The 17,757-nt window shown below is 36.7% G+C and carries 20 protein-coding genes; 17 read left to right on the plus strand and 3 right to left on the minus strand.

Annotation, left to right across the window (positions count from 1 at the left end; all coding sequences use genetic code 11):
• The first annotated feature begins 161 nt into the window (after positions 1–161).
• Positions 162–1,583, plus strand: coding sequence for a rhomboid family intramembrane serine protease (locus ABDZ91_RS20295; RefSeq protein ID WP_343803344.1), 1,422 nt, complete (start codon positions 162–164; stop codon positions 1,581–1,583).
• Here the strand turns inward: ABDZ91_RS20295 and ABDZ91_RS20300 are convergent.
• Complete coding sequence (locus ABDZ91_RS20300; protein WP_343803347.1) at positions 1,549–2,430, minus strand: hypothetical protein; 882 nt, start codon at positions 2,428–2,430, stop codon at positions 1,549–1,551. The genes ABDZ91_RS20295 and ABDZ91_RS20300 overlap by 35 nt on opposite strands.
• A 172-nt stretch (positions 2,431–2,602) precedes the next feature.
• Here ABDZ91_RS20300 and ABDZ91_RS20305 point away from each other — a divergent pair, with 172 nt between their 5' ends.
• The 6 genes from ABDZ91_RS20305 (at position 2,603) to ABDZ91_RS20330 (ending at position 10,349) form a co-directional block, all read left to right on the plus strand.
• Positions 2,603–4,078, plus strand: a complete 1,476-nt coding sequence (locus tag ABDZ91_RS20305) for a spore germination protein (protein WP_425541880.1) — start codon at positions 2,603–2,605, stop codon at positions 4,076–4,078.
• Positions 4,079–4,282: 204 nt separating this feature from the next.
• Positions 4,283–4,504 carry a YqgQ family protein gene (locus ABDZ91_RS20310; RefSeq protein ID WP_343803350.1) on the plus strand — a complete coding sequence of 74 codons (222 nt, stop codon included), beginning with the start codon at positions 4,283–4,285 and terminating at the stop codon, positions 4,502–4,504.
• Positions 4,497–5,447, plus strand: a complete 951-nt coding sequence (locus tag ABDZ91_RS20315) for an ROK family glucokinase (protein WP_343803353.1) — start codon at positions 4,497–4,499, stop codon at positions 5,445–5,447. Before ABDZ91_RS20310 ends, ABDZ91_RS20315 begins: the two co-directional genes overlap by 8 nt.
• 358 nt (positions 5,448–5,805) lie before the next feature.
• On the plus strand, positions 5,806–7,695 hold the full coding sequence (locus tag ABDZ91_RS20320) for an LTA synthase family protein (protein ID WP_343803356.1): 1,890 nt from the start codon (positions 5,806–5,808) through the stop codon (positions 7,693–7,695).
• 102 nt (positions 7,696–7,797) lie between these two features.
• Complete coding sequence (locus ABDZ91_RS20325; protein ID WP_343803359.1) at positions 7,798–8,985, plus strand: M14 family metallopeptidase; 1,188 nt, start codon at positions 7,798–7,800, stop codon at positions 8,983–8,985.
• Positions 8,986–9,212: 227 nt separating this feature from the next.
• The gene (locus tag ABDZ91_RS20330; RefSeq protein WP_343804249.1) at positions 9,213–10,349 is read left to right on the plus strand and encodes a YqgU-like beta propeller domain-containing protein; all 1,137 of its coding nucleotides are present in this window, start codon (positions 9,213–9,215) and stop codon (positions 10,347–10,349) included.
• A 10-nt stretch (positions 10,350–10,359) separates the two neighbouring features.
• Here ABDZ91_RS20330 and ABDZ91_RS20335 read toward each other — a convergent pair whose 3' ends face one another.
• Positions 10,360–10,533, minus strand: coding sequence for a DUF2759 domain-containing protein (locus tag ABDZ91_RS20335; RefSeq protein WP_343804251.1), 174 nt, complete (start codon positions 10,531–10,533; stop codon positions 10,360–10,362).
• 259 nt (positions 10,534–10,792) lie between these two features.
• Here ABDZ91_RS20335 and ABDZ91_RS20340 point away from each other — a divergent pair, with 259 nt between their 5' ends.
• Together ABDZ91_RS20340 and ABDZ91_RS20345 are read left to right on the plus strand one after the other, a co-directional pair.
• On the plus strand, positions 10,793–11,425 hold the full coding sequence (locus ABDZ91_RS20340) for an MBL fold metallo-hydrolase (RefSeq protein WP_343803362.1): 633 nt from the start codon (positions 10,793–10,795) through the stop codon (positions 11,423–11,425).
• A 68-nt stretch (positions 11,426–11,493) separates the two neighbouring features.
• Positions 11,494–12,573 carry an SAM-dependent methyltransferase gene (locus ABDZ91_RS20345; protein WP_343803365.1) on the plus strand — a complete coding sequence of 360 codons (1,080 nt, stop codon included), beginning with the start codon at positions 11,494–11,496 and terminating at the stop codon, positions 12,571–12,573.
• Between the two features lie 27 nt (positions 12,574–12,600).
• Here ABDZ91_RS20345 and ABDZ91_RS20350 read toward each other — a convergent pair whose 3' ends face one another.
• Positions 12,601–12,843 (minus strand): DUF2626 domain-containing protein, encoded by a 243-nt coding sequence (locus ABDZ91_RS20350; RefSeq protein WP_343803368.1) that lies wholly within the window; start codon positions 12,841–12,843, stop codon positions 12,601–12,603.
• Between the two features lie 247 nt (positions 12,844–13,090).
• Between ABDZ91_RS20350 and comGA the strand changes: the two genes are divergently transcribed.
• From comGA to ABDZ91_RS20390, 8 genes are all read left to right on the plus strand, one after another.
• Positions 13,091–14,155, plus strand: coding sequence for a competence type IV pilus ATPase ComGA (gene comGA, locus ABDZ91_RS20355; protein ID WP_343803371.1), 1,065 nt, complete (start codon positions 13,091–13,093; stop codon positions 14,153–14,155).
• Positions 14,148–15,176, plus strand: coding sequence for a competence type IV pilus assembly protein ComGB (comGB, locus tag ABDZ91_RS20360; RefSeq protein WP_343803375.1), 1,029 nt, complete (start codon positions 14,148–14,150; stop codon positions 15,174–15,176). The genes comGA and comGB overlap by 8 nt, the downstream gene beginning before the upstream one ends.
• A 12-nt stretch (positions 15,177–15,188) precedes the next feature.
• Positions 15,189–15,515 (plus strand): competence type IV pilus major pilin ComGC, encoded by a 327-nt coding sequence (gene comGC / locus ABDZ91_RS20365; RefSeq protein WP_343803379.1) that lies wholly within the window; start codon positions 15,189–15,191, stop codon positions 15,513–15,515.
• The gene (gene comGD / locus ABDZ91_RS20370; RefSeq protein ID WP_343803381.1) at positions 15,493–15,939 is read left to right on the plus strand and encodes a competence type IV pilus minor pilin ComGD; all 447 of its coding nucleotides are present in this window, start codon (positions 15,493–15,495) and stop codon (positions 15,937–15,939) included. The genes comGC and comGD overlap by 23 nt, the downstream gene beginning before the upstream one ends.
• Before the next feature lie 239 nt (positions 15,940–16,178).
• On the plus strand, positions 16,179–16,655 hold the full coding sequence (gene comGF, locus ABDZ91_RS20375; protein ID WP_343803383.1) for a competence type IV pilus minor pilin ComGF: 477 nt from the start codon (positions 16,179–16,181) through the stop codon (positions 16,653–16,655).
• A complete protein-coding gene (locus tag ABDZ91_RS20380) occupies positions 16,652–17,005 on the plus strand; it encodes a competence type IV pilus minor pilin ComGG (RefSeq protein ID WP_343803386.1) in 354 nt (117 codons plus the stop codon). Before comGF ends, ABDZ91_RS20380 begins: the two co-directional genes overlap by 4 nt.
• A gap of 15 nt (positions 17,006–17,020) precedes the next feature.
• The gene (locus ABDZ91_RS20385) at positions 17,021–17,512 is read left to right on the plus strand and encodes a shikimate kinase (RefSeq protein ID WP_343803390.1); all 492 of its coding nucleotides are present in this window, start codon (positions 17,021–17,023) and stop codon (positions 17,510–17,512) included.
• A gap of 33 nt (positions 17,513–17,545) precedes the next feature.
• Complete coding sequence (locus ABDZ91_RS20390) at positions 17,546–17,722, plus strand: YqzE family protein (protein ID WP_343803393.1); 177 nt, start codon at positions 17,546–17,548, stop codon at positions 17,720–17,722.
• Positions 17,723–17,757: the final 35 nt, after the last annotated feature.

Consider the following 17,757-nt stretch of genomic DNA (forward strand, 5'->3'; position numbering starts at 1 on the left):
TAATCGGATGTATTGTGGAGAGGAGTTTTGTTGTGAGTTTTAGGGAAGCCTATATATTCTAGAAAAAGACATATGAATTGACATCCCGCGGAAAGTATCATCTCATTTATGAATCAAATAATGGGAAAGAGGTTTGGCTAGAAAAAAGGGAAGGACTAGGTGTGGATCTGATCCACATGAGCCAATATGATACGAACTGGTCCAATTGGGTGAGGCAGCACAATGAACAATCAATTAGACAGTCAAAAGAGATTCAGAAAAAACTATATAAACGAGAGATGACGGTATTAAATATTTACATAACTCCATATCCACCTGTGGATGATGAATTAGAATTCATAGGCAAATGGATTCATCCAACTAATGATAGCCGCTTATCTTGGTATACACTTTTACTAGATAAGGAAGGTCAGGAGGAAGCTTTAGACATTGTGGCTAGCATCAGTGAATCAGATTTCACAGATACATGGCTAGAGTCCCCGGAAGAACAGGATGTAATGCAATACAGAGAAATAACTCACCAAGTAGTAAAAAATCAAAAAAGTACAGAGGTAAAGGCTTTTTCCTACGGTAAACCCATTTTTACTTATATCTTTATTGCGGTTCAAATTTTTATATTCGGATGGATGGAAATGGTTGGAAGTAGTGAAGATCCTAGAACATTGCTGGACTTTGGAGCAAAGTTTAACCCATTGATTTTGGACGGGGAGTGGCACCGGTTTTTGACTCCAATCTTTATACATATTGGAATTTTTCATCTGATTATGAATACATTTGCTTTATATTATTTGGGAATGCTTGTCGAAAGAATATATGGAAGCATGCGTTTTTTATTTATCTATATGGTTGCAGGTCTCATTGGTTCCATTGCGAGTTTTGCCTTTAGTCCTAGCTTATCAGCAGGCGCTAGCGGGGCCATTTTTGGGTGTTTCGGTGCATTATTGTACTTTGGAATATTTCAACCAAAGGTCTTTTTCAGGACATTAGGTTATAACATCTTTATTGTCATTGCCATTAATTTAGCATTAGGTTTCACAATTCCTGGGATTGATAATGCTGGGCATATTGGTGGTCTTATTGGTGGTTTTGTTGCTACGGGAATCGTTCATTTTCCAAAGAAAAATAAACTGTCAGTCCAGCTTTTATCATTTATCCTAACAGTTGGCATAGGAGTCGGCCTTCTCTATTCCGGAGCTCAAAATGGTGTTCAAGCTGAAGAAGGTCTCTACTTGGCTCAAATTGCCCAGTCCTATATTGAAGAAGAAAACTTTGAAAAGGCATATGAGGTTGTGAATATATATCCTGATGAAAACAGTGAACCTTCAGCAGAGATTGCGTTTATCAAGTCATACATTGAAATTCAACAGGGTCAATATGATTTAGCTGTAAAACATTTAGAAGAAGCCATTCAGATTAACCCCCGTTTTCATGAGGCTTATTTTAATTTATCTTTGCTCTACTATGATCAGGGAAAAGTAACGGAGGCGAAGAAAAAAGCACAACAAGCTTTAAAAATACGACCTTCTGAGTCTAAATATAAAGATTGGATTAATGAGTTAAGTCAAGCTGTTGGCGGAGAATAATAGATTCTCCGCTTTTTGTTTCGGTTACAACAAAAAGATGAGTTTTGTCCTTGGCGATTAAAATAAGTGGCAATACACTATCCATTGCATCCTCAGTAGACCCATCTGATTTACGGATTCCTAATAAATAGTTTTTGTATAAACCCTCCCACAATCGCCCAGTTAGTTTTTTTGTTTCTAATAAAGTAAAACCTGGCAATGGTTGATCATTATATTGAGTTAATTGGAAAAGCGTATAGGAATCAAATCGCTCTTTCGGTATTCCATACCTTTGAATTGCTGTGTTCCAACTCTTGGTCAGCCTATCCTTTGTCACCTGGTCCAGCGTATGTTTCCACTTTTCATCTTCCTCATTTTCTGGGTGTCTAAAGCTTTTAAATGGACTGAATTTCGAATCTATTACATATATGAAATCTCCTGAAAGCTTTTGAGCTCCACCAATTTTTTCACCCCGGTGAATTTCTGAAAAATGAAAGCCAACGGCCTGAATGAGTTGTGAGTCTTGAAAGAAAAGAGTGCTTTCTTGCATAAGATTGCTTACATTCTGTTTCCATTCGGCCATCTTCCCTTTTAGCAAGCCCCCTTCATATAAAAGGGATACATCTTGACGGTAGATTGCTTTTTGGTCCAGAGCAGACTGACTTTTCCATGTTAATTGGTAAGGGCCATCATCACTTTTATTTCCAAGGGTTAACGTCGTATATCCGGAGTTATAGCGAGCGGCTGGGTCCGGAGGAAAATAGGTAAAGCTTTCCTCTGTCTTGCTGTTTAATTCAATATAAAACGATGTAAAAGTAAAGATAAATGCAAAAACGAGTAAATATAACCATTTCTTATATGCTTTCATTGCCCCACTCCTTCCTATCAACCGGTCATAATCCTCCATCCATACTATATATGTTTGTCTAAATAGACTTATGAAGGCTTGACCCAAAAATCATGTATGTTTTTATGAGGGGAAGTAACAATAAATGGTATGGACCATTGGTATACTGATTTTGGAAAATAGGAGTGACACCATGACAGAATCGAAATCAAAAGAAGAAAATAAAATTCCTGTTTCTAACTATATACAAGATAACATTGATAAAATGGATGACCTTTTACAGGTAGATAAAAGCTTTGATGTCATCCGACTAGACCTCGAGTATGCCAAGCGGAAAATGGTTATGTATTTTGTGGATGGTTTTGTAAAAGATGATATTCTCCACTATATTATGAAGTATCTTTCCACACTCGAAGAATCACATCTGGAGGAAGATACGTTACAAAAACTGTTAAAAAGATATATTCCATATGTTGAAGTGGAAGAAGTAGATGATGTTTCAAAGGCAGCCGATCAAGTCCTTGCAGGACCTACTGTTCTCTTTGTAGACGGCGTTAATAAAGCTATCCAAATTGATGCAAGGACGTACCCAGTTCGTTCACCTCAAGAACCTGATTTAGAGAGAATTGTTCGTGGATCAAGGGATGGCTTTGTAGAAACGCTCGTTTTTAATACGGCTCTAACAAGAAGAAGAGTAAGAGATAAGTCACTTCGTATGGAGTATTTACAAATTGGTAGAAGGTCTAAAACAGATATAACGATTTGTTATCTTGAAGATATCGCAGACCCTAAACTAGTCAAAAGGGTGAGAGACTCAATCTCAAAGATTGATACAGACGGGCTGCCGATGGCTGAAAAAACCGTTGAAGAGTACATTTCTGGTCGACACTGGAATCCTTATCCAGTAGTTCGGTATACAGAAAGGCCGGATACTGTAGCGGTCCACCTATATGAAGGCCATGTTTGTGTTATCGTAGACGGATCGCCGAGTATTATCATATCTCCTACTACATTTTGGCATCACCTACAACATATTGAAGAGTATCGGAACAAACCAATCGTTGGGGCATACATGAGACTCGTTCGTTTTCTGGCAGTGTGGGCGTCAGTATTCTTATTGCCACTGTATTATCTTTTTTCCATTAACCCTGAGCTTCTTCCTGGTGCACTTGAATTTATTGGTCCAAAGGATGTTGGAGCTCTTCCTTTGTTGATGCAATTTATCCTGATAGAGCTTGGATTAGACATACTAAGGATGGCTGCCATACATACTCCGAATGCTCTGGGTACTGCCTTGGGGCTTGTTGCCGCACTCATGATAGGTCAAGTGGCTGTGGAGGTTGGTATATTTATTAACGAGGTCATTTTATACTTATCCATTGCAGCAATTGGTACCTTCTCTACCCCGAGTTATGAATTAAGTCTATCTAACCGCCTTGTTAGGATTGGAATATTGATTACTACCGCATTATTTGGAGTTTATGGATTTGTGATTGCAACAACCTTATGGATTATTTGGTTATCATCCATACAGTCCTTTAAAGTTCCTTATATGTACCCATTTATCCCATTTAATTATAGGGCATTTAGAGATGTCTTAATTCGATCACCGTTGCCACTCAAAAATAGAAGGCCACGGTTTCTTCATCCAAGAGATCCAGATAGATAGGGTCAGACTGATATTCCTAAAATAAAGGGTGCAGAGAAAAATGTTTTCTCTGTATCCTTTTTCTTTTGGGTTCATCTAGCCAGAAACAAGTTCAGTGATTTTTATGATTTTTTCCAGTTTCAGAATTTCCATTTTTACTACTTGTGAAGACGTGTTCCTTTCCGTATACTTTATGTTTGAAGATAGGAAGAGAGGGTCATTTATTTGAAAACCTTATATGATGTTCAACAGTTCTTGAAGAAATATGGAACTATTATATATATTGGAGATCGAATTGCTGATTTAGGGTTAATGGAAGAAGAGTTGAAGGAGCTATTCAGAGCTCAGTTAATAGATACGAAGGAATACCAAAGTGCTATTGGCTTGGTTAGAAGCCACTTAGCAAAAGAATTGGACTTGAAGGAGAGTAGGGGCGAAAATGAGTGAGAAATTATTAGTTGGTGTGGATCTTGGGGGAACGACGATAAAGTTTGGACTACTTAATAGTAGTGGAGACGTTCTTTTTAAATGGGAGATCCCGACAAATATAAGTGATAATGGATCGCACATTGTCCCAGATATAGCCAAAAGTATTGAGGAAAAACTTACTGAAAAAAAATATAATAAAAATCAAGTAATGGGTGTAGGGATCGGTGCTCCTGGTTCCGTTAATGTGGAAACAGGTGTTATTTATGAGGCGGTTAACTTAGGATGGAAACAGTTCCCATTAAAAGAAGCGTTAGAGCAACAGTTAGAAATCTCAACATTCATTGACAATGACGCAAACTGTGCGGCTCTAGGAGAAATGTGGATGGGAGCAGGAAAAGGTGCCAAGGACATGGTGTGTGTGACACTAGGGACTGGTGTTGGTGGCGGAATCATTACGAATGGACAGGTTGTACATGGAGTCAAAGGTGCTGGTGGAGAAATTGGCCATATTACAAGTGTACCTGAAGGCGGTTTCCCTTGTAACTGTGGGAAGTCAGGTTGCTTAGAAACTGTAGCGTCCGCAACTGGTGTCGTTCGATTAGCCAAACAATTACTTACCGAATATAAAGGTGAAACTATATTGAACCATGAAAACCTTAGTGCTAAAGATGTATTTGACTCAGCCCAAAAAGGTGATACACTAGCTAATCAAGTAGTAAAAAAAGTTGCCTTTCACTTAGGGCTTGCATTAAGTCACCTTGGAAATACTTTAAATCCTGAAAAAATCGTAATTGGTGGGGGAGTTTCCCGTGCCGGTAGTATATTACTTGATCCAGTTAACCAGCAGTTCCTTACTTTTTCTTTCCCAACTGTACAACAATCTACTAAGCTAAGTATTGCAACACTTGGAAATGATGCAGGTATTTATGGAGCGGCTTGGCTTGCCAGATCATCCAAATAGAAAAAACGCCTTAGAGCGTTTTTTTCAATTCTGTGTGTCAAAAGCGGTTTATTATATTCGTAAAATATTCTTGGTTGTTAAATGTATTGGAAAGTCTAATAGAAAAGGGATTCGAAATTTGTGACAAAAGTATGATTTTTTTGAATTTGGACGCATATGAAACCTTTTTTGAGTTTATACGTCTAATTATGAGGGTAACAAAATAAGCATAAAATTATTATTCTAAATATGTGTAAAATTGTATTTGATTTTTTATTAAGAACATATTAAGATTATCCATGATTCAATCTAGAACCTATTTTTTGTAAAAACATGACAAAAATTAACAATTATAACTGTACCTATAGGAGGTAATCATATGCGAAACGTAAAGTGGCCAAAGGTTCTACTTATTGCCATTCCAACGATCTTACTTTGGCTTAAAACGTATGTCGCCTATAAAACTAGCTTTTCAATCCCAATTGAAAATGTGACTCAGGAAATAATCCTTCTTATAAATCCATTGAGCTTTTTGCTGATTGTATTCGGGATTAGCATGTATCTGAATGAAAAAAATCAACGCAGATATATCCTTATTACCTATTTCCTTTTGTCTTTTGTTTTATACGCAAACGTTGTATACTATCGAGAATTTCATGACTTTATCACGCTTCCCCTGTTATTCCAAACAGGTAACCTTGGAGATTTAGGAGGAAGTGTTTCATCTTTAATTGGTCTAATTGACCTACTGTTCTTTGTAGATATTATTTTGGTAGCTTTCTTACTATTTAAACTGCCTAAGTATATTAGTAATCCAAGTTTCTCGAAACCAGTTAGAAGGGCTTACTTTTTAGCAGCAATTGCTATTTCTTTCTTCAATTTAGGTTTAGCTGAGGCTGAGAGACCGCAGTTGTTAACAAGAACTTTTGACAGAGAAATCCTTGTGAAAAATATTGGAACCTATAACTACCATTTATACGATGCGTTTCTACAGTCAAAAACGTCTGCTCAAAGAGCACTTGCTGATGGAAGTGAGTTAGCAGATATTGAAAACTATATTCGTGCTAATTATAAAGAGCCAAACCCAGAAATGTTTGGAGCAGCTAAAGGTAAAAACGTAATTGTGATTTCAATGGAATCTACACAAAGTTTTGCCATTGGACAAAAAATTAACGGTAAAGAAGTAACACCTTTCTTAAATGATTTCATTGAAGATAGCTTTTATTTTGATAACTTCTATGCCCAAGTTGGTCAAGGTAAAACATCTGACTCTGAGTTCTTAGTAGATAATTCACTGTATCCACTAAGTCGTGGGGCTGTTTTCTTTACGCACTCTGGTAATGAATACGAAGCTATGCCAGAAACATTAACCGAGAACGGTTATTTCACAGCTTCTCTACATGCCAATAATAAAAGTTTCTGGAACCGTGACGTAATGTATAAATCTTTAGGTTACGACAAGTTCTATGCAGTTGAGGAATATGATGTTCCAGAAGATGAAACAACAGATTGGGGTCTATTAGATATCCCGTTCTTTGATCAGTCAGTAGAACATTTAAAAGAAATGCAACAGCCATTTTATGCGAAATTTATTACCCTAACAAACCATCATCCGTTTACACTAGAAGATGAATACAAATGGGTAGATGAGTACAACTCCAATAGCGGTACCTTAAACCGTTATTTCCCAACTGTTCGCTATACGGATGAAGCAATTAAACAATTTATTGATCAATTAAAAGCAGAAGGAATTTATGATGATTCCATTATCATTATCTATGGAGACCATTATGGAATTTCTCAAAATCATAACAAAGCTATGAGTCAGCTTCTTGGAAAAGAAATCACTCCGTTTGTTCATACTCAGCTTCAGCGTGTGCCGCTGATTATTCACATTCCTGGTATGGAGGGAGAAACGCTTTCAACTGTTGGGGGTCAGGTGGACTTAAGACCAACTCTATTACACCTATTAGGTATCTCAACTAAGGGTGACATTGGTTTTGGTTCTGATCTGTTCTCAAAAGATCGACTAGACTTTGCCGTTCAGAGAGATGGAAGCTTTGCAACCAAAGGTTACGTTTATTCTGAAAATGTTTGTTACAGTAAAGAGACAGAAGAACCTGTAGACCCACTCCACTGTGAACCTTATATGGAGATGGCTCAGAAGGAACTAGATTACTCAGATAAAATTATATATGGTGATTTATTGCGATTCTACGGTGAAGACGAAGCATCGAAGGAAGAAAATGAATCAACCGATGAAGAATAAATAAAAAGGATTCCAACTCGGAATCCTTTTTGTTTTGTACTTGCATTTTTCCTCCGACTAAACATACATCTAGTGTGTAGAGTCTTGCAAGGAGGGAAAGGTATGAAAATTACAGTCCGTTCTGGAGATTCCTTGTGGTATTATAGTCAGCTATTTGGAGTTTCCCTTCAGTTAATTTTGGATTCTAACCGAAATGTAAACCCAAATACTCTTACTCCTGGAACAGACGTTAACATTCCGGGATTTTTTGCAAGTGGGTATACGATAAAGTCAGGAGATAGTTTTTGGAAGTTAGCTTCTGAACGAAATATTTCAGTTGATGCTATATCCATATTAAATCCTTCAGTAAATCCGAGCCGACTACAAGTAGGGCAGGTTATTCAATTACCAGAACGAGTGGTTTCGAGAATCATAGACGGAAGAGTAAATTATGACTCCTCGAGGTTTCAAGAAGATCTTGCAGCAATTCAAGAGATTTATCCGTTTATAAGGGTTGAGCAAATTGGGAGAAGTGTTTTGGGAAAGCCATTAACAGAAATAAGGATTGGAAGAGGGCAGCGAAAAATACATTACAACGCATCTTTTCATGCGAATGAGTGGATTACAACGCCAGTACTCATGACATTTATAAATGACTACCTTCTAGCTTTGACAAACTATGGGTCAATTAGAGGGGTGTATGCATTACCTTTATACGATATAAATACCCTTTCAACTGTTCCACTTGTAAATCCCGATGGGGTAGATTTAGTACTAAATGGTCCTCCAGCCTCTGTTCGGGGCGAAGTTATTGAAATAAATAACGGAAGTACGAACTTCAATAATTGGAAGGCAAACATTAGGGGAGTGGACCTGAATAATCAATACCCTGCAAATTGGGAAATCGAACAGGCAAGAAAAGAACAAGCACCAGCTCCTGCTAATTTTCCAGGAGAAGCCCCACTTACTGAACCAGAAGCAATCGCCATTGCAGAATTGACAGGAAACCGACAGTTTGACCAGACTTATGCTTTACACACACAAGGGGAGGTTTTCTTCTGGGGCTATGAAGGGTTGGAACCACCACTTTCTGCAGAGTTAGCACAGTACTATGAACGTTTAAGTGGTTATAGAAGCGTTCAATATGTGGATAGTCATGCTGGATACAAAGATTGGTTTATTTCCGTTTATAGAAGGCCAGGTTTTACGTTTGAATTGGGTAGGGGAGTGAATCCATTACCTATTTCTCAATTTGATACCATCTATCAAGATATGCTTGGAGTATTCGTGGGCTCTTTGTATAGAAGATAATTTATTAGGTGTTCTCAGGAGAGGACGCCTTTTATAGTGGTATAAAAATAAAGGAGAAGATTTTGGAAATGTGATGCATTACCTATATAAAAATAGTACTATTGAATCATATTAGTAAAAACTGTAAAGAACTTGTTACATTTTGAAACATTTCATAACACTTAATCGTCAATACACTATAAAGCCTATAAAATCTGTAAGTTAAAGGGGGGACACCATTGGCCAGAATGCTAGCAATTTTGATAACATTCTTCTTTTTATTAACAGCCTGTGAAGACTCAGAAAGTGCATTACCTGATTCAATTGAGCAGCCACCATCTTCTGATCAAAGTCAGGACTCTGGAGATACAGAAAATGAAGTAATGACAATAACTCCCTTAATGATCAGTAATGGTGAGGATGTACAATTTATTGATTGGACTTCCAATGAGGAAGTTATATATATTAGCTCTTATAATGGGGAATCATCCATTAACCTATACAATCTAGTCAGTGGTGAAAATAACCCACTTTTTATCACGCAAGGATTTATCCAGATAGTAGAGGTTAGTCCAGACAAAGAGCAATTGCTCGTTCAAGTCTCCTCTATTGATCATGAAGCAACCTTGCATATACTTGCACTCAATGGAAAGCAGCTTTCTACCATCAATATTCCTTCCTCTGAAATTTATATGGATTGGAACGAGAAAAATCCTTCGCAAATATTAGTTACAAGCTTTTCTGAAGATTGGAGTTTTCAATCATACTTATGGAATATTGAAACATCCGAATTGACCACACTACAAATTGAACAACCATTTAGTGAATGGATTGGGGAAGAATCTCTTCAATATTTGGATTGGAATGTTGAACAGCCCGAGTTACTAGCTCCGCTAAAGAGAATGGACCTCGATTCTAATGATCTATCTGTTGTTACAAAAGACATATATTATACAAAGTCTTATGGAGACTGGTTTTTCACGTTAGCACCTTCTAGTCAAAATGAAGACAAAGGAGTATATCAATTCTATAATGCAACAAGTGGCCAAATCGGAAGCTTTACAGCTTTTCACTTAAATCGTTTTTCTGAATGGGTTGTTCCATACCATGATTTTGTGGAGTCTGAAAATCGGTTTTACTTCTTTCAACCATTAGAAGGTGGGGACATAGATTTTTATGAAGAAGATTTTGTACTATCTAGTTATAGTTTAACGAACGGGGATACAAATATAGTCATGGAAGGACTAGAAAATAAGCCTTTGCAATGTTCTCCTAATGGTGGCTACTGTCTATATGGTTACCAGCTAGAACAGGTCATTTCAATCCAAAGTGGGAAGGTGACTTCGTTAATTTCAGAAGGAATAAAAAAAGCAGATGCTATGTAGGCATCTGCTTTTAGTGTGCAGTTGGATATCCACTGTGGATAAACGTCATAATAGTAAACCATCCAAATACAGCAAGTGTTCCAAAACCAAACACAATTCCTAGTAGGTTTTTGTTTTTTAAGGATGTAAAAAGTCCAATCGCAGCTAGAATAGTTACGAGTGCAAAAATAATAACTAATCCAATACCCATGTTCTTAGCTCCTTTCGAAAAAGAAAAAGTCCATTTCTATTAAGATAACCTTTTCATTCCTACATTATTTTATAAGTTTTTCTTTTATTTGTCGAGGACCATCGGTGACTTTTATCGATTATGATGGAATGTACATCAAATTGCCATATTTTTCAGTGGAAAAGAAACGTAATTTTATAAATACTAGCTATTTGGATAAAATTTTGTCATCATGTACAATAATCATAAGAAGTTGCAGGAAGGGTGTAACGAAATGAAGTGGAGAAGAATACCTGCTGGACCACTTGGTACAAACTGTTATGTCGTCTGGAATCAAGAGAATAATTGTCTTATTTTTGATCCAGGTGGAGATGAACAAATCATTAAAGCATTCATCAAAAAAAATAATTTAAATCCTAAAGCAATCCTTTTAACCCATGCTCATTTTGATCACATTGGTGCATTAGAAGAAATTAGAAGTACTTATCAGATTCCAGCTTTCGTCCATGAAAAGGAAGCGAAGTGGTTATTAGATCCTGCTCTAAATGGATCTCAGTTTTTCCAAATGGGAGTGATTCGCTGTCGTCCAGCCGATGACTTCATTACAAAGGAAGGTTCTCAAAATTTTGGTGGGATTACTTTGGAAATCCTTGAAACCCCAGGTCATTCTCCAGGAAGCGTTTCTTTTTATTTTGAAGAAGGTGGCTTTGTCATTTCTGGGGATGCTTTATTTTTGGGGAGTATCGGACGGACAGATTTACCAGGGGGAGACCATAAGCAATTGATAAAGAGTATTCATGATAAACTTCTCTCTCTTCCGGAAGATACCATTGTCTTATCTGGTCATGGAGAGGAGACAACCATTATTCAAGAAATGGATCACAATCCTTTCTTAAATGGATTTTAAAACCTGCTGTTTTAAGTAGGTTTTTTTTCTTGCAGGAAAATGACAGTATGATAGCCAAATTCTAAAGTATGAACAATTTAAAAGAAAAGATTATCCATAGAATTAAACAAGAAACCAATGAGTTTATTCCTTTTGATGTGTTTATGGAAATGGCATTATATGAACCTGAACTTGGATACTATGCAAAGGAGAAAGAAAAGGTCGGAAGAAAGGGGGACTTTATAACAACTCCTTTTCTGTCAGATGTGTTTGCGGAAGTCTTTTGTGATTATTGCTCAGATGATTTTACTGAAAATAGCTGGAACTATTTTTGTGAGATTGGGGCAGGAACTGGAAAGTTTTTGCAAGCTTGGTCTACTTATATGGAGCAAAAGTACCCTGGCATACATAACGACATCATGTATAGGGTAGTCGAAAAAAGCAAGTACCACCAACAGTTAATAAAAGCTATACCTGCTAGTGTAGAAATCGTTGATGATATTACAAGCTTGAAACCTATGAAAGGAATTGTTTTTGCAAACGAATGGCTGGATGCTTTGCCTGTAAAAGTAGTGACAAAACTTCATGGACATATGTATGAAGTTTGTGTGGGAGAAGAAAACGGTCAAATAGTGGAAAGAATGAGGTTAATTAACGAGGAACCCCTTATAAAATTCATTCAGAGGTATCAAATTACGCCTCGGGAAGGGCATCGAATTGAAGTCCCTTATCTCCTGCCTGATATATTTAGTGCCTTATCTCATAATCTAATTCTAGGAAAGCTCATATTAGTGGATTATATGTATTCACTCGAGGATTGGCAGCAGCCTGAATTAAGAGAAGGTAGCATACGCGGGTATCAAAATCACCAATTAAAGAGAAATGTGTTAACCAATCCTGGTGAAATGGATATCACCTACCATATACCGATAGAGCCCCTTATCAAGATTGCAAAAGAACAAGGATTTACGCTTATGGAATCTGAGAGGCAAGATCAGTTTTTAATGAAACATGGAATCTTAAATAAGCTCCAGGATCACACACAGCTGGACCCCTTCCATCCAACTGTAAAGAGGAATCGGGCCATTCAATCCCTTATTTCACCTTCAGGAATGAGTGCTTATTTTCGAGTTTTAGTTTTTGAAAAAGAAAAAAGAGCTTCTTTTTAGAAAAGAAGCTCTTTTTTGCTTTTTGGTTTAATGTCCTGCTCCAGGTGTCATCATAAATGTTGTATAGTAAGTAAAACCTGCAAAGAACACTGTTAAATACGCACCAAAAATATAAATGTACATTCTTTCGGAGAGTTTTAAATATCCTAAGAAAACGAAAAAGGCCGTTTGACCGAAGAAAATGAGAGAAACCTCAACCATATCTCCTAAGAAAAACATAATAGCGAAAATTCCAGTCCAGAAGCCTAGAACTCTGTACATACGATCCATATGTATCCCTCCTTCGTGCCCACTATGCTACTACAACATTATAATAAACATTATGCAAGAATGTAAATAATCCTTTGACTAAAGTTTGTGTCTGTTTCGTCACAAATATTCAAAAAGGCTTGATTTTTAAAGGATATTCACGATTTTAATGAAGATTTTTTTAAAAAAATATTTTTGAAAGAAGGATTTCACTGGGTATTCATGGAAAAAGAATAAGGCCGGAGTAAATAAAGGAAAGGAAAATGTAATGATATCCACAATAGAAGAGCAAGTTCATCGTTTGCTTAAAAAAGCTCTGGATTTACATGCAACGGATATTCATATTGTTCCGAAAGAAAAGACTACCAAAGTTTTCTTCAGACTACAGCACATGCTTAGTTTTCTTTATGACATACCCCATGATCAAAGTAGTCGACTTATATCCCACTTTAAATTTATGGCTGGTTTAGATATAGGTGAAAAAAGAAAACCACAAAGTGGTGCATACTCCACTTTTATCAATGATCTCCCTGTAAGTTTACGATTATCCACTCTTCCAACTTCATTTTCTGAAAGTCTAGTCATTCGAATTCTTCCTCAAGAATCTGCGATCCCGATTGAGCAAGTTGCTTTATTTCCATCTACAACAAAAAAACTGATTGCTTTATTAAAACATGCCCATGGGCTCTTACTATTCACAGGGCCAACGGGTAGCGGGAAATCCACGACTCTATATACGTTGTTGCAGTATTCATCCAAGTGGTTTAAACGGAATATCATTTCGCTTGAAGACCCAATTGAGAGAAACACTTCCGAATTTCTTCAAGTTCAAGTGAATGAAAAAGCAGGTGTATCGTATGCCACCGGGTTAAGAGCCATTTTACGTCATGACCCTGATGTTATTGTAGTGGGGGAAATTAGAGATGAGGAAACAGCGCAGGTCGCTGTTAGGGCAGCCTTGACGGGTCACTTAGTGGTATCTTCATTGCATACTCGAAATGCTAAAGGAGCCATAACACGCTTATTAGAATTAGGTGTGAAGGATTATGAAATAGAACAAGCGTTAATAGGAGTATCTGCCCAAAGACTAATCCAAATCAAATGTCCATACTGTGGAAAAAGATGCACTGTACACTGTCCCTTTTATAAAAGAAAGCGTGCTTGTATTTATGAAATGTTAGCAGGCCAACAGTTGAAAAAAGTAATGAGTGAGATGAATAGCCCTAATCAAGAAGCTTCATACAGGACTCTTAAGGAAGAATTAGCAAAGGGAATGGCGCTTGGCTTTGTGGATGAAGAAGAGTATAAGCGATGGGTATACTCTATTGAGTAGAAATTGGTCTGTGAAGGACCAAGCCCAATTTTATAAGCGGTTAGGGGATTTAATTCAAAATGGCTATCATGTTCAAGAAGCTCTTGAATTTTTTCGCCTAAGTGATTTTCTTTCGAGAAAAAAAGAATGGGGGTTGGCAATCTCTGACTTGAAATCTGGAAAGACCTTATATTCGATTTTAAGGGATTGGAATTTCCACTCTGATTTAATCATTTTTACCATGATTGCAGAACGCCACGGGGACTTGGGTGAAGCATTGGTGAAAGGAAGTGACCTGTTAGTACAGGTGGATACTCATAAAAGTAAAATGAGAAAAATGTGCCTGTATCCACTATTTCTTCTTGTTATCTCATTTGGTCTTTTTGGTTTAATGTGTATTTGGCTGCTTCCTCAATTTGAATCATTGTATAGTCAGTCCACTCTTGAATCTCCGTGGATACTCAAATTACTTCTATTTTTAAAAGATGACTTTCTAACAATTTTTCTTTATCTTACCCTGTTTCTCCTTTTTGTCATTGTAATATCACCCATTTTAAAAAGAAATCTAACATCAACAAAAGTATATTCATTTCTAAGTGCAGTCCCTTTTCTTGGATCGCTCCTAAAACTGTACCAGTCTTATTTCTTTTCCTATCAATGGAGTGTCCTGCTTGAGAAGGGACTCTCATACATTGAGTGTGTCACGTTTATGAAGGAATGGGAAGAGAAACCATTGTATCAAGAAATGTCTATTAGGATGAAAGAAGCCTTATCAAGAGGCGATTCATTGTCAATCATCATAAAAAAGGAAAAGGTATTTTTAAAGGAACTTCCTTTCCTAATTGAACATGGTCAAAAGAATGGGAAGATAGAAAGGGAATTTTCAACATTCTCATCTTTTTGCTTTGAAAAGTTAGAAAAAAAATTAAACACATATAGTTCATTGATTCAACCAGTATGTTTTTCTGCCATTGGCTTAGTGGTTATCCTTTTGTATGTATCTATAATGCTTCCCGTGATACAAATGCTTCAAGGAATCTAAGGAGGTTTGAATATGAAAAATGAAAAGGGATTTACACTTATTGAGATGATGATTGTTCTTTTAATTATCTCGATTTTATTGATCATCACAGTTCCAAATGTAACATCTCATCAGAAAACAATACAGAAAAAGGGATGTGAGGCTTATATCCATTTGGTTGAGGCGCAGGTGCAAGCGTACAAGCTTGATACAGGAGAGTATCCTGATGATTTAACGGTATTATCGGGGAACAAATACCTACCTGCTGAAAACCCGGACTGTGACGATATGATTATTGGAATTGACCCGACTACAGGTCAAGTTTTATTAACTATAGATGATGATGTTTCAGAAGAATAGTTCTAAAGGTTACACCCTAACGGAAATCCTCATTGTTTTCTCCATTTTCCTACTTTGCATTTCCATCTTTCTTTTTTCAGTTTCACCCACAAGTCAACATTTCAAGCAATCTCATTTTATTGAACAGCTAAGAAAGGATATTCAGTTCGCTAAAACTTACTCCATGTCTCGAGCTGCGACTGTAAGAGTGATTTTTACGCCCGCTGAAAACAAATATGCTGTATTAACGGGTGTGGATCATTTTTTAGTGCAAAGAAGTTACGACGATGATATTCAGATGAGTAATAGCAACTTAAGACAGTTTTATTTTCTGCCGAATGGAACGGTTAGTGACTTCGGTTCGTTTGAGCTGATTGTAGGTGGCACGAGGTATCGCTTTGTTATGTATGTGGGGAGAGGAAGAGTGAAAATTGAAAAGATGTGAAAAAGGGTTTTCGTTAGTGGAATCCATAATATCCTTAAGTTTGTGGCTTTTATGTATGTTCATTGTGGTTTCACTCCTTTTTGTCTTTAATAACAAGACAAAAATGGAAAAGGAAATAGATGCCTATTATGTATTAAAAAGGTCTATTATGAAGTTGCATTCCTTAGAACCACAACATTTTATCGAACAAACAGACACTCATACCTATTCAATCTATGTTTCATCAAAGGAGGTTTGTGTTGACCAAGAAGATATTGAGCCTATTTGTCTTACGCTCATTCAAAGATAACAACGGTTTAACCCTAATTGAATCTCTAGTTTCATTTTCGATATGGATGATTATTTGCCATATGTTTTTTGTAGGAATCTTTTTCTTGGCAGAGTTAAATGAAAAGGTAAAACAAAATGAAGAATATGAGTTCTTTGTCTTTTTTGAAGAAATTCAACGTGAGCTATATCTGGCCAATTCAGTAAATGTGTCTACCGCTTCTTTTACTCTTCATTTACCAACTCGTAGTATTTCCTACTCCAAATACAATGACTATGTAAGGAGGAGGGTAAATGGAACTGGACATGAATTGGTTCTTCAAAATGTATCATCGTTTAAAGTGATGGAAGTAAAAGGGAGGTTACTGTGTCAAATAATTTTCTCTAACGGAAAGAAATTAACGAAGGAATGGTTCACTATTCATGAACTGGAGAAATACTCTTTATGAATGATAGGGGAATCATCTATCCGTTTACAGCTATATTTACCATCTTGATCATTTTTGTATCAGTATCCTTTATAGAGCTGTATAGGACTGAAACTAACACAATTAAGGAAATGAAACAAATTGAAATTTTTCAAAGTATGTTAGGTATGACCATTCTTTTTATTGAAGAGGAAGGTGGAGTGGAAAAGGATACGACATTACAGTTTAATGAGGGATATGTAACGGTAAAGGTAAAAGAAGAAGCTAAAGAAAAGATACTCCTAACTATCCAATGTTTTACGTTAGAAGGTGCCACGTACAGTTGGGAGCTGTGGTATGATAAGACCTACAAGATTTGGGAAAATAATTGAGGGAAGTTAGATACCATGGAAACCATTTTTTTAACAGGCTTTATGGGTGCAGGCAAGTCCACAATTGCTAGGCAGTTGGGAAAAAAATTAAACAAACAAGTGGTAGATACAGATCAACTTATTGTCCATAGAGAAGGAAAGAATATTCCGGATATCTTTGCGACGAAAGGGGAAACGTATTTTAGACAATTAGAAACGGAAGTCCTAACCTCACTTGATGCAGAATTAATTGTATCAACCGGTGGGGGTCTTATCGTCAGACCGGAAAACAGAAAATGGATGTTAGAAAATGGTTATGTCATTTTTTTAGATTGCGACATCCAAGAAATTTGGAGACGAATAAATGGAGATAAGGGTAGACCACTAGCAAGAAATCAAGCGGAAGTAACCGCACTATATGAATCCAGGAAACCATTGTATAATCAATGTCATTTCAAGGTTGACACCACACATTTATCTATTGATGCCATCACCGAAACAATCATGAATGAATTAGAAAGTTATTAGATGGTTAAACTAGGAGTGGTAGGTGGTTGTGGTATGTCAATGAATGATTACGTAAAATTCATTACTCAAACATTTGTTCAACATTATGACCAGCCAAAGGAGAAGCGAAAGGAAAAAAGAATTCAGAAGAAGGAACAAAAGGCTCCTTTTCTTGTCAATTGGTTTGGTTTAGTCCCATTTGCGGTTCTCTCTATATTTAAGAGAAAATAAAAAAAGCCCCTTTCTTTTTGGAAAGGGGTTTTAAT

Source organism: Bacillus carboniphilus, assembly GCF_039522365.1.
Taxonomy (GTDB): domain Bacteria; phylum Bacillota; class Bacilli; order Bacillales; family JC228; genus Bacillus_BF; species Bacillus_BF carboniphilus.